This is a genomic window from Vibrio xiamenensis (assembly GCF_900100015.1).
In the GTDB taxonomy this organism is placed as follows: domain Bacteria; phylum Pseudomonadota; class Gammaproteobacteria; order Enterobacterales; family Vibrionaceae; genus Vibrio; species Vibrio xiamenensis.
In genome coordinates this window covers 13,120-33,339 of the sequence record NZ_FNDD01000019.1, presented here as the reverse complement: position 1 = coordinate 33,339, position 20,220 = coordinate 13,120, and the positions used below count along the sequence as shown (strand labels likewise).

At 45.0% G+C, this 20,220-nt stretch carries 23 protein-coding genes and 1 pseudogene; 6 read left to right on the top strand and 18 right to left on the bottom strand.

All coding sequences use genetic code 11. The annotated features are described in order from the left end of the window. Positions 1–51: 51 nt before the first annotated feature. Positions 52–813, top strand: coding sequence for a TatD family hydrolase (locus tag BLS03_RS15325; protein WP_093275761.1), 762 nt, complete (start codon positions 52–54; stop codon positions 811–813). A gap of 88 nt (positions 814–901) precedes the next feature. Here the strand turns inward: BLS03_RS15325 and tatC are convergent, their stop codons facing one another. The 7 genes from tatC to rmuC all read right to left on the bottom strand — a co-directional run bounded on the left by tatC (position 902) and on the right by rmuC (position 7,021). Continuing rightward, entirely contained in the window at positions 902–1,657 is a 756-nt protein-coding gene (gene tatC / locus BLS03_RS15320; RefSeq protein ID WP_093275757.1) for a twin-arginine translocase subunit TatC, read from the bottom strand. Between the two features lie 62 nt (positions 1,658–1,719). After that, the gene (gene tatB, locus BLS03_RS15315; protein ID WP_093275754.1) at positions 1,720–2,106 is read right to left on the bottom strand and encodes a Sec-independent protein translocase protein TatB; all 387 of its coding nucleotides are present in this window, start codon (positions 2,104–2,106) and stop codon (positions 1,720–1,722) included. A gap of 2 nt (positions 2,107–2,108) precedes the next feature. Beyond that, the gene (gene tatA, locus BLS03_RS15310; RefSeq protein WP_093275751.1) at positions 2,109–2,351 is read right to left on the bottom strand and encodes a Sec-independent protein translocase subunit TatA; all 243 of its coding nucleotides are present in this window, start codon (positions 2,349–2,351) and stop codon (positions 2,109–2,111) included. A gap of 45 nt (positions 2,352–2,396) precedes the next feature. Further along, positions 2,397–4,034 (bottom strand): ubiquinone biosynthesis regulatory protein kinase UbiB, encoded by a 1,638-nt coding sequence (ubiB, locus tag BLS03_RS15305; protein WP_093275748.1) that lies wholly within the window; start codon positions 4,032–4,034, stop codon positions 2,397–2,399. After that, complete coding sequence (locus BLS03_RS15300) at positions 4,031–4,636, bottom strand: ubiquinone biosynthesis accessory factor UbiJ (RefSeq protein WP_093275745.1); 606 nt, start codon at positions 4,634–4,636, stop codon at positions 4,031–4,033. Before BLS03_RS15300 ends, ubiB begins: the two co-directional genes overlap by 4 nt. Before the next feature lie 8 nt (positions 4,637–4,644). Beyond that, the gene (gene ubiE / locus BLS03_RS15295) at positions 4,645–5,427 is read right to left on the bottom strand and encodes a bifunctional demethylmenaquinone methyltransferase/2-methoxy-6-polyprenyl-1,4-benzoquinol methylase UbiE (RefSeq protein ID WP_093275742.1); all 783 of its coding nucleotides are present in this window, start codon (positions 5,425–5,427) and stop codon (positions 4,645–4,647) included. A 61-nt stretch (positions 5,428–5,488) separates the two neighbouring features. After that, entirely contained in the window at positions 5,489–7,021 is a 1,533-nt protein-coding gene (gene rmuC, locus BLS03_RS15290; protein WP_093275740.1) for a DNA recombination protein RmuC, read from the bottom strand. A 154-nt stretch (positions 7,022–7,175) separates the two neighbouring features. Between rmuC and BLS03_RS15285 the strand changes: the two genes are divergently transcribed. Then, a complete protein-coding gene (locus tag BLS03_RS15285) occupies positions 7,176–8,081 on the top strand; it encodes a DMT family transporter (RefSeq protein ID WP_093275737.1) in 906 nt (301 codons plus the stop codon). Between the two features lie 5 nt (positions 8,082–8,086). Here BLS03_RS15285 and BLS03_RS15280 read toward each other — a convergent pair whose 3' ends face one another. The 4 genes and pseudogenes from BLS03_RS15280 to BLS03_RS15265 all read right to left on the bottom strand — a co-directional run bounded on the left by BLS03_RS15280 (position 8,087) and on the right by BLS03_RS15265 (position 12,462). Then, positions 8,087–8,911 carry an HDOD domain-containing protein gene (locus tag BLS03_RS15280; protein WP_093275734.1) on the bottom strand — a complete coding sequence of 275 codons (825 nt, stop codon included), beginning with the start codon at positions 8,909–8,911 and terminating at the stop codon, positions 8,087–8,089. 122 nt (positions 8,912–9,033) lie between these two features. Beyond that, a pseudogene (locus BLS03_RS15275) lies at positions 9,034–9,294 on the bottom strand (hypothetical protein); the annotation flags it as partial. Between the two features lie 67 nt (positions 9,295–9,361). Continuing rightward, a complete protein-coding gene (locus tag BLS03_RS15270; RefSeq protein ID WP_093275733.1) occupies positions 9,362–10,165 on the bottom strand; it encodes a DUF2931 family protein in 804 nt (267 codons plus the stop codon). Then, complete coding sequence (locus BLS03_RS15265) at positions 10,162–12,462, bottom strand: DUF2235 domain-containing protein (protein WP_093275731.1); 2,301 nt, start codon at positions 12,460–12,462, stop codon at positions 10,162–10,164. Before BLS03_RS15265 ends, BLS03_RS15270 begins: the two co-directional genes overlap by 4 nt. A 305-nt stretch (positions 12,463–12,767) precedes the next feature. On the opposite strand from BLS03_RS15265, the gene BLS03_RS15260 reads away from it, so the two are divergent. Beyond that, on the top strand, positions 12,768–13,340 hold the full coding sequence (locus BLS03_RS15260) for a hypothetical protein (protein WP_093275729.1): 573 nt from the start codon (positions 12,768–12,770) through the stop codon (positions 13,338–13,340). A 48-nt stretch (positions 13,341–13,388) separates the two neighbouring features. On the opposite strand, the gene BLS03_RS15255 is transcribed toward BLS03_RS15260, so the two are convergent. The 4 genes from BLS03_RS15255 to ftnA all read right to left on the bottom strand — a co-directional run bounded on the left by BLS03_RS15255 (position 13,389) and on the right by ftnA (position 16,214). Beyond that, positions 13,389–13,856 carry a DUF3237 domain-containing protein gene (locus BLS03_RS15255; RefSeq protein WP_093275727.1) on the bottom strand — a complete coding sequence of 156 codons (468 nt, stop codon included), beginning with the start codon at positions 13,854–13,856 and terminating at the stop codon, positions 13,389–13,391. 134 nt (positions 13,857–13,990) lie between these two features. Beyond that, a complete protein-coding gene (locus BLS03_RS15250) occupies positions 13,991–15,181 on the bottom strand; it encodes a BaiN/RdsA family NAD(P)/FAD-dependent oxidoreductase (protein ID WP_093275724.1) in 1,191 nt (396 codons plus the stop codon). A 111-nt stretch (positions 15,182–15,292) separates the two neighbouring features. After that, positions 15,293–15,616: a universal stress protein UspB gene (gene uspB / locus BLS03_RS15245; RefSeq protein WP_093275722.1), complete on the bottom strand. Its 324-nt coding sequence runs from the start codon at positions 15,614–15,616 to the stop codon at positions 15,293–15,295. A 70-nt stretch (positions 15,617–15,686) separates the two neighbouring features. After that, on the bottom strand, positions 15,687–16,214 hold the full coding sequence (gene ftnA / locus BLS03_RS15240; RefSeq protein WP_093275719.1) for a non-heme ferritin: 528 nt from the start codon (positions 16,212–16,214) through the stop codon (positions 15,687–15,689). Positions 16,215–16,371: 157 nt separating this feature from the next. Here ftnA and BLS03_RS15235 point away from each other — a divergent pair, with 157 nt between their 5' ends. Both BLS03_RS15235 and BLS03_RS15230 read left to right on the top strand, forming a co-directional pair. Further along, positions 16,372–16,797 (top strand): universal stress protein, encoded by a 426-nt coding sequence (locus tag BLS03_RS15235; protein WP_093275716.1) that lies wholly within the window; start codon positions 16,372–16,374, stop codon positions 16,795–16,797. 66 nt (positions 16,798–16,863) lie between these two features. After that, the gene (locus BLS03_RS15230) at positions 16,864–17,742 is read left to right on the top strand and encodes a carboxylate/amino acid/amine transporter (protein WP_093275713.1); all 879 of its coding nucleotides are present in this window, start codon (positions 16,864–16,866) and stop codon (positions 17,740–17,742) included. 76 nt (positions 17,743–17,818) lie between these two features. Here BLS03_RS15230 and BLS03_RS15225 read toward each other — a convergent pair whose 3' ends face one another. After that, positions 17,819–18,223, bottom strand: coding sequence for a hypothetical protein (locus tag BLS03_RS15225; protein ID WP_093275711.1), 405 nt, complete (start codon positions 18,221–18,223; stop codon positions 17,819–17,821). 103 nt (positions 18,224–18,326) lie between these two features. Beyond that, a complete protein-coding gene (locus tag BLS03_RS15220) occupies positions 18,327–19,109 on the bottom strand; it encodes a class I SAM-dependent methyltransferase (protein ID WP_093275708.1) in 783 nt (260 codons plus the stop codon). 220 nt (positions 19,110–19,329) lie between these two features. Between BLS03_RS15220 and asnC the strand changes: the two genes are divergently transcribed. After that, positions 19,330–19,794, top strand: a complete 465-nt coding sequence (gene asnC, locus BLS03_RS15215) for a transcriptional regulator AsnC (protein WP_093275706.1) — start codon at positions 19,330–19,332, stop codon at positions 19,792–19,794. A 56-nt stretch (positions 19,795–19,850) separates the two neighbouring features. On the opposite strand, the gene tsrA is transcribed toward asnC, so the two are convergent. Further along, positions 19,851–20,135: an H-NS-like global regulator TsrA gene (tsrA, locus tag BLS03_RS15210; RefSeq protein ID WP_093275704.1), complete on the bottom strand. Its 285-nt coding sequence runs from the start codon at positions 20,133–20,135 to the stop codon at positions 19,851–19,853. Positions 20,136–20,220 lie beyond the last annotated feature (85 nt).

Below are 20,220 nucleotides of genomic sequence, written 5' to 3'. Positions count from 1 at the left end.
AATAGCGATTTATGTTTAGATAGCGGCAACGTTAGCCAAAGGATATTTACCATGATCGATACCCATGCCCACATCTACGCCAGCGAGTTTGATCACGACCGCGTTCAAGTCGTTGAACGCGCTTTAGCACAAGGCATTGATCGTATTCTACTGCCTAATATCGACTTAGAGTCTATTCAGCCAATGCTGGATACCGAAGCAGCTTACCCTAATGTTTGTCGCTCAATGATGGGCTTGCACCCTTGCTATGTTAACGCTGATGTCGACAGCACGTTAGCCACCATACACAGCTGGTTTGAACGCCATGACTTTATCGCCGTGGGTGAAATTGGTATCGACTTATACTGGGATAAAACGTTTCGCGCCGAACAAGAGCGTGCGTTTGTCACTCAACTCAATTGGGCGAAAGAACTCGAACTGCCCGTGGTTATCCATACTCGCGATTCGATTGAAGAAACCTTAAGCCTGCTCAAGCAGGAGCAAAATGGCGCGTTGCGCGGCGTATTCCACTGCTTTGGTGGTAGTGTCGAAGAAGCTCAAGCGATCAACGATCTCGGTTTCCACTTGGGCCTTGGCGGTGTATCGACGTTTAAAAATGGCGGTATGGATAAAGTGATTCCACACTTGAATATGGACTACGTGATTCTCGAAACTGACTGCCCGTATTTGGCGCCAGTACCGCACCGCGGTAAGCGTAACGAACCAGCCTATACTCAGCTTGTCGCCAAGCGTATAGCTGAACTGCGTGAGCTTGATATCAATGCCGTCGATGAACTAACGACTCACAACGCCAAGCAACTATTTGGCCTGTAATAAACGCGGTTTAAATCCCAAGGCAATAGTTTAGAACTGACAATAAAAAAGGTTGGCCAATGCCAACCTTTTTTATTTCTTTCGCCGATTACTCTTGCTCTTGTTGCTCATCGTCCCGTTCTTCATCGCGAGTATAGAAGCGAGCAAAGAACAAACCAATTTCAAACAGAATACACATCGGAATCGCAAGCAGCGTTTGTGAAATCATATCGGGCGGCGTGAGTAACATCCCGACCACAAATGCGCCCACAACGATATACGGACGCTTGGCTCTCAAACTTTCAACGTCGGTAGCACCCGTCCAGCACAATAAAATAATCGCCACAGGCACTTCAAACGCAATACCAAACGCTAAGAACAGCGCCAATACAAAATCCAGATAGCTGGCGATATCAGTAGCAAACTCGACACCGCCGAGTGAAATGGTGGTGAAAAAGCCAAACACCAGCGGAAAAACCACGTAGTAAGCAAACGCAACACCGCAGTAAAACAGCAGCGAGCTTGAGAACATCAGCGGCATCACTAAACGACGTTCATGTTTATACAAACCTGGCGCCACAAATGCCCATACTTGATAAAGGATGTAAGGCACGGCAACAAACACCGAGGCAATTAACGTCAATTTCAGCGGAGTAAAGAACGGTGATGCAACATCGGTCGCGATCATCGTCGCACCTGCCGGCAATTTGTCGACCAACGGCTTGGAAACAAATTCGTAAATATTGTTGGAGAAATACACCAATCCAACAAACACCACTATTACCGCAAGAATAGCGCGCAATAAGCGGTTTCTTAGCTCAAGTAAATGGCTAATCAAAGGTTGTGTCTGCTCTACCGAAGACATAGCAAGCCTCATCTACAAAGACAAAAAGAGCAGCACGCAAAGTGCTACTCTCGTATGGAAGGTTACTCGGCTTTTTTATCTGCCGATGTGGACTCGTGGTCTGAAGCGGTTGCTTGCGAATCTGCTTGAACGTCACCTTGCGGCTGAGCTTGGTCTTGCGCATAAGGACGTTGAACGTCTTGGGCAGCTTTTTTTAGCTCATCGACGGAAGACTTAAGCTCTGGATCAAGATTGTCCATGCCCATTTTTTCCGCTTTACGCAAGTTTTCTTGCAGCTCTTGAATTTTCAACTCATGTGAAATTTCATCTTTCACATTGTTGGCCATACTTTTCGCCGCGCCAATAAATTTAGAGACGCTGCGTATTGCATGAGGCAACCGCTCTGGTCCTAAAACCACCAGCCCCACCACAGAGATCAATACCAGTTCCCAAAAACCGATATCAAACACTGTTATACCTGCTCTTTATCTTTTTCTTTTGTGCTATCGGCAGAAGCTGATTGGCTTTGCTCGATGTTCTTTTGCTCAAAATCTGCGTCTTTCTTGTCGGCTGGCGTTTCATCATTCATGGCTTTTTTGAAGCCTTTCACTGCACTGCCTAGGTCGCCACCAATGTTGCGAAGTTTCTTGGTACCGAATAACAGTACAACGATGACAGCAACAATCAGAAGTTGCCAAATACTAATACCACCCATTTCAATTTTCCTCGGGTCTTATTTCTACAATTCAAAACTTATCGTTTAACGACGATAAGCTCGCCAACTCAGTAACCAACATACCGCACCTATCGCTACAGCGCCATATGCCAATCGTTGATCGGCGCTAGTTAACAAAATAGTTGAACACACTATTAAAGTTGCACCAACGCCAAACAGAAACCGCCCCGTCGCTTGCTGACGTTTGCTGTCTCGATAACCTTGGTAAAGCGCGTCAATACGCTGATTCATTACTTTACCCTGTTTTAAGCTATCGTAGAGTAGTTCTGGCAATTCCGGTAATTTTTCTGCCCAAAACGGTGCGCGATCTTTGACTGCATTAATCACCGCTTGCGGGCCCACTTGATTCATCATCCATTTTTCAAGAAACGGTTTGGCCGTTTCCCATAAATCCAACTGCGGATATAACTGACGCCCTAAGCCTTCTACATACAGAAGTGTTTTCTGTAGTAGCACTAATTGTGGCTGCACTTCCATATTAAAGCGACGCGCGGTATTAAATAAGTTTAATAGCACATGGCCAAAGGAAATCTCACATAGCGGCTTAGCAAAAATCGGTTCACAGACAATTCGAATCGCAAATTCAAATTCATCAATGTTGGTTTCACGTGGAACCCATCCTGACTCAACGTGTAATTCTGCCACACGACGGTAATCACGATTGAAAAAGGCAAGAAAGTTTTCCGCTAAATAACGTTTATCTTCGCTATTTAAAGTGCCAACAATGCCGCAATCCAAACCAATCCACTGCGGATTGTCAGGATGTTCAGGATTGACGAACACATTTCCTGGGTGCATGTCAGCATGGAAGAAACTATCGCGAAACACTTGAGTGAAGAACACGCTCACGCCCCGCTCTGCCAATAACTTCATGTTAGTGCCATTGGCGTTTAGGCTATCGAGGTCCGAAACCTGAATGCCGTATATTCGCTCAGAAACCATGACAGTTTCATTACTAAACTCGGTAATGATTTCAGGAACATAAAGCTCCTCGCTGGCTTCGAAATTGCGTCGTAGCTGAATGGCATTTGCGGCTTCGCGACGTAAATCGAGCTCATCGAGCAAGGTTTTTTCGTATTCGCGAACCACTTCGACTGGCTTGAGGCGCCGCGCTTCCGGGAGCGTCTTAGCAACAATCCGCGCCATGCGATACATGAGTTTAAGATCAGCATCAATGACCGGGCGAATATCAGGGCGAATCACTTTCAATACGATTTCACGCCCTGATGATTTCAGCTTGGCGGTATGAACTTGCGCGATCGATGCTGAAGCCAAAGGCGTAATATCAAAATCATCAAACCAAGTATCTAAACTGCCGCCCAGCGCTTTTTCCATTTGCTCGCGCGCCAGTTGTCCATCAAAAGGCGCAACTTTATCCTGCAATAGCGCAAGTTGGTCGGCAATGTGCACAGGAAACAGGTCGCGGCGAGTCGACATCATTTGACCGAACTTGATCCACACTGGACCAAGTTCTTGCAAGGCAAGGCGTAAGCGCTCGCCAAGCGGTTTGTCAGCATGACGATTCTTTAGCCAAAATAGAGATTTACGAGCCAATAATGGCGCTTTGGTTAACTGATGTTGTTGAGGAACAAGTTCATCAAGACCGTATTCAAGTTGAACTTTGATAATTCGATACAGACGTTTTAGCTCAGCTAGCGTCATAGCGTCTCCAGTAATTGATTGAAACGCTCTTCAATACGTGCCGCATGGCTTTTTAGCTCATCCACTTGGTCACAAAAATGTGCCACTTCCAGAGCCGAAGGAGCAAGTTGCCACTCTTCTGTGACAATTTGCCCGAGGTGATCTTGCTGCTTCGCTGCACACTGTTTTACTTGGCTAAACATCTGTTTGGCACCACTCACCACAGTGTGAGCAACCACATCTCCAGTCACACGCGACAACCACTCTTCGAGATCAGGTTTGCAGTCGGTCATCAGCTGAGCAAATTTCTGCGCCAACTGAATATCACCGTCTAAGACCACTTTATCTTGCTTGATCAGCTTAGTGATATTGGCTTGCTCGCGTAGCTGCGGCAATACCGACAAATTGAGTGACAGATAGCAGTTAGGCTCGCCTTCGTACTGCGCCAGTACATCAATTTGTTGGCTGAAAATAAACGTTAGCGTCTTGTTCAACTCTTTAAGATGAACTTGAATCACTTGCCCTTTCATACGCGCTAAACGGCGCACTAATTCTGGGTCATCTTTGATTAGCGTATTGAGCGAGACTTCAATTCCCGCTGTCATCAAGGCGTCTAATGGCATAGTTTTCCCTAGAATTTATAGCCGCGGTGCAGCGCCACAATACCACCTGTCAGATTGTAATAACTGGTGTTATCAAAACCGGCTTCGTCCATCATGCCTTTGAGGGTTTCTTGATCAGGGTGCATGCGAATCGATTCCGCTAGGTAACGATAGCTTTCCGAATCGTTAGCAACCAATTGGCCCATTTTCGGTAACAGATGGAATGAGTAGGCATCGTAAATTTTAGAAAGCGGCTCAAAAATTGGCTTAGAAAACTCTAATACCAATAGGCGACCGCCGGGTTTCAATACACGAAACATCGAACGCAGCGCAGCATCTTTATCGGTGACATTACGCAGACAGAAACTGATGGTAATAATATCGAAGTAGTCGTCAGGAAATGGCAGTTCTTCAGCGTTGGCTTGCACGTAATGCACGTTACCGACAATACCGCTATCACGCAGTTTATCGCGACCAACATTAAGCATTGAATTGTTAATGTCGGCGAGAACAACATGGCCCGCGTCGCCAACAATACGTGAGAATTTAGCGGTTAGATCGCCAGTACCACCACCTAAATCAAGAACTTTCTGCCCTGGGCGTGCGCCACTGCAATCAATCGTAAAGCGCTTCCAAAGTCTGTGAATACCGCCTGACATCAAGTCATTCATGATGTCGTATTTGGCCGCGACTGAGTGGAACACTTCGGCGACTTTCGCCACTTTCTCTTCTTTTGCTACCGTTGAAAACCCGAAATGGGTGGTAGTTGAGTTATCTTGATCTGCTTGTGATTGCACGCTTGTATCCGTCATTATGGTTCCTCTTAGGCAGCGCAAAACGAACGATTGATAGAAATCTTTATGCTGCGGGCAATTAGTTTACTTTATCCTCTGCGTGATGTCTTTCTACTAAAGAATCATTTTCAGTCAAAGGTGAATTTTGTGCCAACTCAGTCAGATTGGCAGAAATCGGGCGTTTTACTTCCACACCAAGTTGCTTAAAACTCTCGGCTTGGCGAATCGCATTGCCTCTCCCCGTGGCTAACTTATTCATTGCGCCTTGGTAACTTTGATTGGCTCTGTCTAACGCACCGCCCAAGTTTTCCATATCCTCAACAAACAACCTCAGTTTGTCGTACAGCTTACTCGCCCGTTCAGCGATGAGTTTGGCGTTTTGGCTTTGACGCTCATTACGCCATAAATTATCAATGGTACGCAGTGCTACCAACAAAGTCGTGGGGCTAACCAAAATAATATTGCTGTCCATCGCATCTTTAACCAAGCTCGGGTCAGCTTGAATCGCGACCTGAAACGCCGGCTCAACCGGAATGAACATCAGAACATAATCTAGGCTTTGAATGCCTTTTAACTGATGGTAATCCTTGAGACTTAAGCCTTTGATGTGCGCGCGCAGCGCAACCAGATGATCGCCTAAAGCGCGATCACGCTCGGTATCGGTTTCGGCGTTGAAGTAACGCTCGTATGCCACCAGCGCCATTTTTGAATCGATGACGACTTGTTTGTCTTGAGGTAAGTGAACGATCACATCCGGTTGGTAACGCTTTCCGGCTTCGTTTTGCAAACTCACTTGCGTCTGATATTCATGACCTTCACGAAGCCCTGATTCCGCCAGCACTCGCGCAAGTACCACTTCACCCCAGTTACCTTGCTGCTTGTTGTCACCTTTAAGCGCTTGAGTCAGATTCACCGCTTCATTGGTCATTTGTTCGTTCAAGCGTTGCAAGTTTTTCAGCTCGTGCACCAGTGTGTGGCGCTCTTTAGCTTCCTGATTGAAGTTATCGTTAACTTGCTTTTTAAACCCTTCAAGTTGCTCTTTTAGCGGCCCAAGTAATCCTTCGAGACTTTGGCGGTTTTGCTGATCGACTTTGGCGGTTTTCACTTCAAACAGTTGATTAGCTAGATGTTCGAACTGCTGCTTCAGCCGTTCCTCGGCTTGCTCAAGCAACTTGAGTTTTTCTTGATTGGCTTTACTTTCTTCTTGATGGCGCGCTTCTTGTTCGCGGCGTTCGGCTTGCAACTGAGATTTCTGCTCGCGCAGTGAATTCACTTCGTCTGCATATTGCTGACGCTCTTGCTTGACCGCTTCGAAGTACCGCAATTTCTCAAGTACCGCCATAAGCTTACCGTGAGATTGTTTCAGCTCATACGCAGCTTTATCACGCTCAGAATCGAGCTCGTCTAACTCCTGTTGCGACTGACTGAGCTCCTTTTGCAACTGCTGGGTTTGGCTATCGAACAATTGCTGCTGGGCCTGTAACTGTTGTTCAAGCAATTGCAGCTGAAAACGCATCTTCTGCTTAATCCACCATCCCACGCCTAAACCACCCAAAGCCAAACCGCCAACAGCGCTAAGTAATAGGTTTTGATGTTCAATAATCCACTGCATAATCTGAGAGTTACCTTAAATAAAACCGTCAAGTTAAATGGTATTTCGATACTGGATAAATGTCCAGTTTGTCGCTCATAGATCCCAGAGTAGACTGGCGTGATGATTAAAGCACGTAATGTGCCCGCTTCTATTATCCACGAAAGGAATCACAATGAATGAGCGTCGAGCGCTAGGCTTTGGCATAGCTGCGGTTTTGTTATGGTCAACAGTTGCGACCGCATTTAAGCTCACTTTGGCAGAGTTTACGCCTATCCAAATGCTTACTGTTGCCAGCTTAGTTTCAGCGTTAGTGCTACTGTTGATTTGCGCACTGCAAGGAAATCTTGCGGCCATCTCGGCAACCTTCACCGCCAACCCCAAATATTATCTGTTGCTAGGGTTAATCAATCCGCTCGCCTATTACATGATTCTGTTTAAAGCCTATGACCTGCTACCAGCGTCACAGGCGCAAGCGATCAATTACAGTTGGGCTATCACGCTAACCTTAATGGCGGCCTTTTTCCTAGGGCAAAAAATTCGTAAACAGGATTGGATTGCCTGCGTATTAAGTTATTTGGGAGTGGTGGTTATCGCCACCAAAGGCCAAGTGCTTGAAATGCGCTTTGATAGCCCGCTTGGCGTCGGTTTGGCTTTGCTCTCAACCTTGTTGTGGGCAGGATATTGGATTCTCAACACCAAAAACAAAGCCGATCCAATTGTAGGAGTATTACTCGGATTTCTGGTTGCGCTGCCTTTTGCCATCGCGTTGAGTTGGTGGGAAGGCGCGCCTTGGCAAACCATTAGCTTCAAAGGTTGGGCTAGCGTGGTTTACGTCGGGCTATTTGAAATGGGTGTGACCTTTGTACTTTGGTTATCGGCGTTAAAGCTAACGTCTAACACCGCACGGATCAGCAATCTGATTTTTGCTTCGCCGTTTATTTCATTGATTCTGCTTTCGACCATTATTGGTGAAAAGATTCATCCGACGACTTTAATTGGTCTGATTTTGATTATCGGCGGTTTAGTCATTCAGCAGCTCAAATTGAACAAACGCCAAGTCGAAGTGCAAAAAAGTTAGCTGGCTTAAAAAAGCTGGTACGCCAGTTCGCTACCTTGGCCACGCACATTATCAATCACCGCCACCATATCGTCTGGAATATGCAGCGCTTTGGCGGCGGGATGATTATCCAAATACGCTTGTTTTTGTTCCTCACCAAGCATCGAATCCCAGTGATGATGAATATCGCGCGCAAGATACAGCACACATGCGATACGTTTCGACTCGACCGCGCGCCCGGGGTGATTAACATTGGCAATGGCATCAACCATCTCACTGGGAAATTTCCAACTTTCTGCCAGCACCGCGCCAAGCTGCTGAGCATCGGTATTTAGCACTGCATGTTGCGCTTTAATCGTGCTTTCGCCCTCTTCCACACGGCGCATAATCTCCTGCGCTTTGTCTGGCACCAGAGAATGAATCATGAGTTCACCGATGTTATGCAACACTCCGGTAGTAAACACTTCATTGCCATCGAGTTGACTTCGCTTGGCTAACGCACTGGCAATTGTGGCGATTTCAAAGGTATCAGCCCAGTAATCTTTAATATTGAGTGTATCGAGCTTGGGAAACGTGGTGGCGAGAATGGAAGAAGAGACAAGGGTACGAATCGCACCGGCGCCGACTCGAATGATGGCATCGTTAATATTGGAGACTCCTTTCACACCGCCAAACTGAGCTGAGTTGGCCATTCGCAAAACTCGCGCGGAAATGACTTGGTCCATGGACATTTTTCTCGCCAGTTCGCTGAAGTTGATCGTATCGCGATTGACCATTTCGAGCAGTTCTTGCATGACGCTTTCGATTCGAGGCAATTCGTTAATTCGAGAAATCAACATTTCGTGGCTCATCCAACTCGCTCCTTATCCTTATTCCTCCATTTAATATAGGACAGAAATATCGCCGCGGAGCGAGTTGAATAGCACTTTTATACGATGAAAAATTTCAGTAGCTTAACCACAAATGATTTGGCTCAGCCCTTAAAATCAGCAGCTTGAGATACAATATTGCTCAGCAAAGCCGCCGCATTACGTAGCACATTCTCATTGAAATCAAACTTATCGTTGTGATGCCCCGCTGCAAGCTCAGTACCAAAGATCATGTAGGATGCTTGCCCGCCATGCGGCTTCACGCGCTCCATAAAATAGGTTGCATCTTCAGAGCCTGAAGCGCCAGGCAACTGGGCATGAACCTGTTTAAAACACTCCAACTGCTTGGCTTTACCAACCAAGAACTGAACCCAACTCGGTTAACCAACTGATGTTTCACATGAAACATTGTACGATATCTATACAGAGCGATTAAGGCTGAGAGCTCGCAGCTTTTGGCTGATGTGCTTTGGCCTTCATTCGTTCTAGATAAGCGTCCATGGCTTTTTGTCGGTCATAAGTGAAGGTTCGATTCAGTTTATCCCATGGGATTGGGTCTAACGTTACCCCTTCAGCTTGTGCTCGCTGCTGAATATCTTCTTGGTAGCTTTCAATATATACATCCGCACCAAAACCATTGATATCTTTATCTTGTTCCGTAGCCGGAGTGAGTTCTTCTATAAAGGTGAATCTATCACATCCCCCTTGCCAGACCTTGGCTTGACCATTGGGTAATAAGCCAAAATAGAGAGTATTTTCGTAACAGGCAACGTTCGGGCTATATGGACGAGCTGTTTGCACCAATGCTCGCTGCTTAACCGAATCAGGAATATCAAATTTAGTGGCAAAAAAACGTTGGTTATAAAGCGATACCCAGTAAATATAAATACTATCGGGAAGTTTTTTTACTTCGCCTATTTGGTGAATCCGGGCTAAATCCGTCAGCAGTGGTAAACCAAAACCATCATAGTCCGGTATCATGTTCCTTATGCCTGTCAGTTTGGTTGCCCCAAAAAAACCTAAAAATGTATGCATTAAGACCGTTCGGTCCTCTTTTTCATAAACACCATAAGACTCAGACACTTTTACTGGATAAAAGCTGGGGCTAATGATAGCAATGCTCCATTCATAATAGTCTTGCGGGTACTCAGGGGCATGACTAAAGGCGAACGACTGTTGACAGTAACAAGTGGTCGCGATTGCAACGCAGATACGCCATAACTTATACATCTTCATTTGTTGTCCCTGCTTGTCCTTGTTTTTAAGCCTGTTTCAGTATCTTGCCTAATTGGCTTACGACAGTTAAACGCCGCTCGATAAAACTGAGGTTTCCCTTCATCATTCGGCCTCATACCAATCGAATCAAACGCTGAGTGATGAATAAGATTATTACGCATGAGTTGCTTTAAAAATGTCAATGAAGCCAACTCTGAATAGACTTTGCCTTGCTTAGCTAAACTTAGAACTCGTTCTGCAAATGCACCAAAGTCCATATTTCCTATAACATCTTGAACAGAGAAATAAGATACGTCTTTATCGGTCCAAACATTGTCTGACTCATTAGTAAATACAACACCATAATATTGCGCTAAACCAAACATTAAACGCAGATAAAGTCGAGATAAGTCACCTTCAACAATTCGGCGCAACCTTAACTCGGCAATCATTTCTATCTGCCGCCCAATTCGCCGCTCTTTAATTACCGTAACATAGTTCCTTTCTGGCTCGAAGACTGGCCAACCATTGGCCTTTTCTCTCAACCTTCGCTGGTTTAAACGTTTAATCAGAAACTTAGTGGTCATAGACTTTTGGAATATGGAGTCCTCATTGATGATTTGAGATGCGCGCGCAATGAGCTTATTTTCCAGTAATGGCAGCAAATATCCCTCATTATTAAATACGGTGCGTGAATGGTAACCACCACCTAAATCCGAGTGAGCGCCAGGTACTGTGTATTCATGAAACTTTCGACCACTTCCAGTATTGAGCTTGTTTAACGAAAAATCGTAACGATATTCAGTCGTCGAGTTAGCGACGATATGTACGACATTGTCGACAAAAGTATCATCAATCCATAACCGCACATCACCGTTATTGGTGTTGTGCGTTGAAAGATCGATCTCATCGTTTGCAACGCCAGCAACCACTGATGCAACAGTATCAAAAATACCAACAAAGCCCGCGCGCCAATAGTCACGCTGCCAGTTGAATCCAGTTGCGATAAGGAGAGTATTGCGATCCAACGACGCTTTGAGAGCCTTCGCTAACGCGCTCGATTCTCCATCACTAATGATATTAACCAAATGACGGCCAGCCGCCGCCCCGCGACTAAAACCAAACACATCGAAAACCACCTCGCCAATACCATCGAGAAAAGGTAATGCTGCACTCTGGAGATAGTTTAAAGAGGAGTTCAACCGCTTATGAATTTGCTCAATCGCGTGGTCGACTTTCGCAATAATCCCATAGGGACCAACACCTAAACCCAGTCCTAACAGGTTATCTGCACCACCGACTTCTTGTTCTGAATTATCAGTACCAATTCCAGTTATATATAATTTTGTTCTGAGTTCGTTGGTGTTATACAAGCAGTCGGTGTCATTCTGATAATCCTTATAGAGTTGATATAACTTTTCTATGTTGGTTAATTCATTGGCCGCACTATCTTGATAAGCTTTTACCGGAGGTAAAAAACACTCCTCAGGCAAATCTTTAATTAACACCTCACTTGGCGAGATATTTTTCTGTCGAGCAACTTGCTGGCAGGCAAGCTGATACTTTTGCTGCCAAACGTTACTGTAGCTATCTAACTGCCTCTTTCCCCAACGCGCTTTGTAACTATTATTCGCGGTGCCATCGAAAAACACGCCAATATGTAAGCTAATATAATTAAAACCTTGAATACGAATAAGATAACTATTACCCGTTTCAAGAACGATATCATCAGCTTGTCCTGCGTGATGCCTTTGCGCTAGCGATTGGTTTGGGGTTAATTCGACAAAGTCCCCAGCAGTGGCAGTCAATAACTTTACTTGTGAGGCGCGTTTTCCAAGCTGATTTTCATCTAGCCACGCTTGAACGGGATCGTCAGCGCTTAAGTTAGGTTTGCGTTTTTCTACACATTCAAACCAACTTTGATTTTCAAAGCTTAATGCGATCTGCCCTGCCGCAAGTCCTTGAACATAAATTGGACTTCTTGCAGCCCGTACCGGGTAAACTTTTCCGTTGGCATCCGTTAACTTGCCAACCACGGAATCGAGCGGCTGATTAAATTCATCGACGATTCGAATCTCAATCCATTGGATTGGTTCGCTTGTCACCGAATCTATAGGCTCAGTTTGCCCTTGCCAAAATAGACTGTGCTCTGGTGGTGAGCCCGCTTGATCGTCTGATGCTTGATTCGGCTTCTCGGTTAAATCAAGCAAATGCCCTTTCGCATCGTATTCACTGACGGCTTGCTCGTAAGTGTAAGGGCTGGTTCGCCAATGCATCGAATGCTTCGGCGGAAATGGATGGCTCATACGTTCACTCATAGATCTTTAATCATTAAGTTGCATAAGCAAAACTTAGACCAAATAAAATATTCATATATTTCAAACAATTAAAAATCAGCCTGTTTGAAAATAACCATTTATTAGTAGATTCACTAAAAAATTGGCAAGTTTGCTAATTTTTTGTTCGACATATCAGAACGCACAAACCATCTACCGGCTTTGATTTCTATCGCTAACGTGTTTCCTTAAGTGTTCCTTAATTTTTGTTGGTTAATCTAAGCTAATTGAGCCGAACCGCTCCAAAGGATTGGCTTTTCATTTGTGGATTAAGGAACAAACTGACCATGCAGACAATAAAACATGCCTTCAAGCAATTGTTTGATGCAATACCCACACTCGAACGCACCTTACATGCGTTGGTGATTGTTTGGGTGGCATTACAAATTATTTCATCGTCCTATATGCACATTCATCATCTGCAAGATTGGCAAAACGCGAATCTGATAAGCCAAGTGCACGTGTATGGTGGTCTAATGCTCGGGGTGATTTCAGTGTTGTTTACAATTAAAACGATCGCTCGACGAGGCTTTGCAGATCTGTTTCCTTGGCTGAAAGGAGATTTTTCCGTCATCATAGTAGACTTAAAAACATTAATGACATTTCGTCTACCCATTGCCAAGCCTCGCGGCCTAGCCGCCGCGATTGAGGGGTTAGGTTTAAGCGCCTTACTTATCGCAGTCGCGACTGGCGCAATGTGGTTTATCAGCGTGCAGAGTCACACTGAAATTTCGGGATTACTAGGCCTGCATAAATCCAGCGTTGGGCTGATTGAAACCTACTTTTATGGTCACGGCTTGTTTGCCATTCTTCATCTGCTACAAATCATACGCTGTAGCCCACATGGCATTAAACAATAATCGGCCACGGGAGCCGATGGCTCCCGTGATAAAAAATAAAAGGAATGGTTAGTTAACTTGGTAAAAATCAAGCATCACACCATCTTGAGTTCGCCGCCCAGAGCACACAAAAATGCTTTCCGTTAACCAACTCAGTTCAGGAGTATCAACCTCAAAACTTGGCACCGCTTTAAAGTAGATATCCTGTGGTTCTAACTCGCTGAAGAAGCTCATATCATCGCTGAATAACATCGCTCGGTAAGCCTCAGGAACCGTTCTAATACCGTTATTTTCAATATATACAGTGCCGTTGGATAACTTGAGAGCATAGCGAGCAGATAAGCGACAAATCCCATTTGGATCAATAATTTGGCTATCTATCCCACCAGGTAAAACCTCTCCTTCAATCGATCCACAAACACTGCCGCTTTGAATCGGAATAAGTTGGCGTTTACCTGTCGTTGGACTATTTGACACCACAATTGGTGAGGCAACTTGAATATCAACGGAGAAACTCAATGTCAATCTAGGTTCCATAAACCACCTTTATGCATTAGAAAATTCAAACAGTTTCTCAAATCATTCGCACAAGAACAAGATTTATAAATTAAGCAGCCGTTGGCTTATAATGTTTGCCACGACAACAAAGTTAATGTGTCGTGGCAATAACGCTAAACCCACTGACCAGCAGCAAAACCTGAGCTCCAGCACCATTGGAAGTTGTAACCACCGAGCCATCCGGTCACGTCCATCACCTCTCCCACAAAATACAAACCTGGAACCTGTTTGCACTCCATCGTCTTTGAAGATAATGAATCGGTATCGACACCGCCCAAAGTAACTTCCGCGGTTCGGTAACCTTCAGTGCCATTTGGCGCAACATTCCACTGCTCAAGATGCTGGGCGATGGCGCTAAGCTGTTTGTCATTAAACTGTTTAAGTGGCTTATCGATAAGCTCTTTGCGCTCGATAAGAACTTCGACTAAGCGCTTCGGCAGTACTTTCGCAAGGGTGTTCTTTAAACTCTGATTAGGGTGTTTTTCCCTTGAACGAGTCAGTAATTCGCTCACATCCGCTTCTGGAACCAAATTGATGGTAACGGCTTGCCCGGCTCGCCAGAACGAGGAAATTTGCAGCACTGCGGGGCCTGACAATCCGCGATGAGTAAAGAGTAATGCCTCTTTAAACACGGTGCCATTTTGAGCGGTAATTTCACTCGGGATCGCAATACCTGAAAGCTCTGCGAAATCTTCTTTATCTTGTTTGTGCAGAGTAAAAGGTACTAAGCCGGCACTGGTTGGTAGTACTGGCAAACCAAATTGTTCAGCGACTTTATAACCAAACGGCGTAGCGCCAAGTTTTGGCATAGAAAGACCACCGGTTGCAATGACCAATGAAGAACACTCAATTGATTGAAAATTACCCTGTAATACAAAGCCTTGCTCTGTTTTTTCAATCGACACAATTTGTTGTTGATAACGCAGTTCAACATTATTAGTGAGTGCGCACTCACTTAGTAACATGCTGACGATGTCCTTAGCTGAATCGAGGCAAAACAGTTGGCCGTGGTCGCGCTCTTCAAATTCAATACCATACTTACTGACCAATGAGATGAAATCCCAGTTGGTATATTGCGATAAAGCTGATTTTACGAAGTGTGGGTTTTGACATAAGTAGTTATTCGCTGAAACATCGTAGTTAGTGAAGTTGCAACGCCCGCCACCTGAAATCAAAATTTTCCGACCCGGTTTTTTGGCGTGATCAACCACCAGCACTCGCCTGCCTCGCTTTCCTGCCTCGGCAGCGCACATTAAACCAGCGGCGCCAGCACCGATGATGATTACATCAAATTTTTCACTCATGACTACTCATCCACGCCAATAAGAAATGCCAATAAAAAAGGATGTGCATCAGCACATCCTTAGCAAATTACGCGCATTTTAACGGCAAATGGAACACTTGCCAACGGGTGGTTATAAAACCAAAGACGCCAGCAAGGTTACTCCTAAAAGTGAAATAGAAAGGATGAATAACTCTCTAACCCGATCACACTTACCAGTAAACACCGGATCATGGTGATGGTGATACTCTTTGCTTTTTAAATAATGATATAAGCGAACCTGCTTGGTCACATTGCCATGGGTTGTAAAGAAGCCTCCACCATCAACTTGCTGATACAGCAAAGGGTGTGCTTCTCGCATGATATAAATTAACGAGCGTAGAGCTGTGAAATATCTGACCATATTCACAACCGTTACGACCATTAGCGCAAATAAAATCGTATCTCCACTGATCATCTTCTCCTCCCTACATCGTTCTATCAATGCTCAAGAGAAACCGACAACCTACGCGTATTTCTCGCTGATATTATTCAGCAGGAGCATCCATGACAGACGATGAGCTTTCTTTTGCCATCGTTGCTAGATCCTTGTCGATAAAGAACAGCGCTTTGCCATCTTCGCCGACCAGTTCTAGCTTGTCTAAAATCCCTTTAAACAACTTCTCTTCTTCGTGCTGCTCCGCAACGTACCACTGCAAGAAGTTGAAGGTTGAGTAATCCTGAGTTGTGAAAGCGACATGAGCGAGCTTATTGATCTTTTCGGTAATCATTTGCTCATGTTGGAAAGTTTCTCTGAACACTTCACCTAAACTTTGGTATTCATGCTTTGGCGCTTCAATCGCACCGAGAATTGGCATCGCACCGGTTTCACTTACGTAAGTAAATAAGCGCTGCATATGCTCCATCTCTTCTGCTGCGTGAACACGTAAAAATTCGGCGGCGCCTTCAAAACCTTTATCTTCACACCAAGCACTCATCTGTAAGTATAGATTGGATGAAAAAAATTCGAGATTAATTTGATCATTGAGCTGATCTACCATGGCTTGTGCAAGCATTTTGTCACTCCTAAAAATACGCTATGTGCTTGTTGTTACTGTAACAGAGTTTCACTCTAACACTTTGCACAAGGAATGTGGATCTGGGATCATGGCGGCAAATTTCCTTGTAGGTCAGTGCTAATCTGTAACGATTCACCTACAAGGAGATAGCACTATGAGTTATCAACACATATTAGTCGCCATTGATCTTTCAGAAGATAGCAAAACCCTCATCGATAAAGCTGTGGCACTCGCCAAAGCCGTTAAGGCGGACGTGTCGTTTATTCATATCGATGTCAATTACGCAGAGCTTTATACCGGGTTGGTGGATATCAATTTGGCAGAAACACAATCGCAGTCGATTGAAACGTCTCAAGAGCAGCTACAGAAACTAGCCAAATACGCCCAATACCCGATCAAACATACTCTGGTTTCAAGCGGTGACTTAGGAAATGAGCTGTGCGATAGCATTGAAGAGTTCAACGTCGACTTAGTGGTGTGTGGTCACCATCAAGATTTCTGGAGTAAGTTGTTATCGTCAACACGCCAATTAATGAATCGAACTCCCGTTGATCTACTGGTCGTGCCGATTAAAGACTGACCCAAATTTGAAACTCAGGTAGACTGCCATTACAAATAGATATTAATAAAATTTAACTTATTCATTATGGCGTATTTATCTGCAGTAACCCTTCTATGGGCATTTTCATTCAGCTTGATCGGCGTATACCTTGCTGGTCAAGTTGATTCCTGGTTCTCGGTACTGATGCGAGTCGCTCTGGCAAGTATCGTGTTCCTTCCCTTCTTAAAATTCCGCGGCGTGAGTAAAGCACTGATCGGCAAACTCATGGTTGTTGGCGGCTTGCAACTTGGATTGATGTATTGTTTCTACTATCAGTCATTTTTGCTGTTGTCCGTACCAGAAGTGCTGCTGTTCACCGTGTTTACCCCGATTTACGTCACCTTGGTTTATGACCTCCTTAAAGGCCGCTTTTCCGCCTGGTATCTGGTGACGGCTGTTATTGCGGTAATCGGCGCAGCAGTGATTAAATTTGCAGGTATTAACCAAGACTTCCTCGTGGGTTTCTTGGTCGTCCAAGGCGCCAACATCTGCTTTGCCATTGGCCAAGTCGGATACAAATACATTATGGAAAACGAGCAAATCGACCTGCCACAACATTCCATTTTTGGCTATTTCTATCTCGGTGCGCTATGTGTCGCTTTGGTCGCTTTTGCTCTACTTGGCAACATTGAAAAGCTACCAACCACCGGCACTCAATGGGGTATCTTGATTTATCTTGGTTTGATCGCGTCTGGATTGGGTTATTTTGCGTGGAACAAAGGCGCGACTGCCGTAAATGCCGGTGCACTGGCGGTGATGAATAATGCGCTGGTTCCAGCTGGGCTTATCGTGAATATCGTCATTTGGAATCGCGATGTAGATATCCCCCGCTTAGTCGCCGGCGGCGCAATTATTCTGTTGTCTCTATGGATCAACGAAACTTGGGTTAAAAACAAAGTTGAACGTCAGTTTAAGCACTCGTAAGCTTTGAACTCACCTAAAAAAGCCCGCGATATCAATCGCGGGCTTTTTTTATATTCAATACTGACTGCTCGCAACATTAGTGCATGGCGAGATTTGCCTGATCTAACTGCGGAGCGTAGCGATTCAAACGCTTATCGACCTTAGCGAGCTTTGCTTCAAGTTTACGGTGTTTTTTGAGTAACTTACGTTGGGCTTTGAGCATTTTCTTAAGCTTCTTGTCGCGCTTTTTGACCTGCTTCAACGCCTTTTTAGTAACATTTTTCTCAACGCTAACCTGCGACTTCGGCGCCAATGACACCATGTCGACAATCGGCTTACGCGCTTGTTCAGGGATTAAGCATGGCTTACACAAGGATGATTTGTCATTGGCACTGCGCGCGCAAGAACTGCAAACAAACTTTGGCTGAGCGACTAATTGATGGATCTGTCCTAACCCGGCACGAATATCGCGGTGGTTCATTTTGCACAGACGTTTACTCATACATCACCAAACTAGAAATAATAACTATTCTTAGTTAGGTATATCCCAGCCATCCCCCAGACGCAAGTACAAAATACGCTTAAACCCCTGACCTCTTTACCCCTTAACCGTTCATCGCCTGATTAACATAAACGTCAAAGCGGTTCTTTTTGGTTTCAATTGCCATACTCGGTTTGTGTTCGTCCAACCAATTAGCATAGTCTGGGCGTTTAACGACTACCCTTTTGGTGGCCAATTTCAAAGCAGGTTGCAGCAATTGATCGGCATCTAAATCAGCGCCAACCAGAGATTGAAACACCCGCATCTCTTTTTTTACCAACGCCGATTTCTTTTTGTTTTCCGGGTGTGGATACATTGGATCAAGATACACAACATCAGGACGCGTAAAGGCAGAATCATCCGCAAGGCTGGCTAAGGCATCATGGCTCGATGCGTGCAACAGCGACATTCGCTCGCTAACCCACAGACCGATTTCACTATCCTGCTTAGCTCGTTCAAGCCCGTCATCTAACAGCGCTGCGACTACCGGATTGCGCTCCACCATTTGTACTTTGCAGCCTAAAGACGCAAGCACAAAGGCATCACGACCAAGACCTGCGGTTCCATCAAGCACATTCGGCAAAGCCCCTTTGTTGAGCCCAACAGCTTTGGCGATCGCTTGTCCTTTACCACCACCAAATTTACGGCGATGCGCCACCGAGCCACCAACTAAGTCAACATAAATGGCGCCCAGCTTAGGTTCATCAAGCTTACGCAGTTCTAAGCGTGTATGTGTCTGCACCAATGCAAAAAGCGAATCCTGGCTATGGCTAAGCCCCCAACGGCTAGTACGTTTGGCAAATTCTTCGGCCAGTTCAGAACATTCACATATGAGTTGTAACTGCAAAAAGGTGCACTCCCTAAAAACAAAAAAGCATTCAATGATGATTGGCAAAGTGTACCGGATTTCAAAGCTCAAAGCCTAACGATTCTCAACTAACTAAGATAACGACTATGGGTTCTGTTTATTGTGCGCCCAAGCTAGACAAGCGTATTCGAATGTGATGAATTAAGCCCAGATGTCAGGCTCAGTGTTGAAGCGCTAGAGCGTAAATAAATGGAAATTCATGCAAGCTCCAAGTACCAAACTCGATGATTTAGACCGCGCCATTTTAAAAACTCTGATGGATGATGCGCGTAAGCCTTATGCTGAAATGGCTAAGCAATTTAACGTTAGCCCAGCGACGATTCATGTTCGTATCGAAAAAATGCGTGCGGCGGATGTGATTCAAGGAACCGAAGTAATCGTGGATACCAAAAAGTTGGGTTACGACGTGTGTTGCTTTATTGGTATCAATCTTAACGCCGCGCGTGATTATCATTCGGCACTCGAAAAACTCAATGCCTTGGAAGAAGTGGTCGAAGCCTACTACACCACCGGCGCGTATAACATTTTTGTGAAGTTGATGTGCCGTTCAATTGAAGAGTTGCAGTACGTACTGATCGACAAACTGCAAGCCATCGATGAAGTTCAGTCGACGGAAACGCTTATCTCGCTGCAAAACCCAATTAACCGCAACGTTAATCCTTAAATAAAAAAACGACTCCCAGATTTCTCTGCGAGCCGTCTTCTTTTAACACTTAAAGTTTATCGTTGAGCGAGATAAGCTTTAAGCTCATCAGCAGAAATCCCCTGCTCAGCAATTTGCTTCGCCATGATTTCTACTTGTTCATCTTTGCGTGCTTCGATGACTTGCTGGAATTGGAACACGATGTCACGAAGCATATGTAGTGGAACATGTTTCGCTGCACTGCGGATGCGCTCACCACTTTGATTGCCCAGTTCATTAAGCAATTTGCTAAACATAATCTTTTCTGGAGACTCTTCTAATTGTTCCAGAACACGAGCCATCTCGTAAGTTGTCATTGACATTATTGTTACGTATCCACTGAAAGGCGTTACAAAATTTTAGGGGTCAAATATACATCGTTTTCATCAGGGGTAAAAGCGCTTGGAA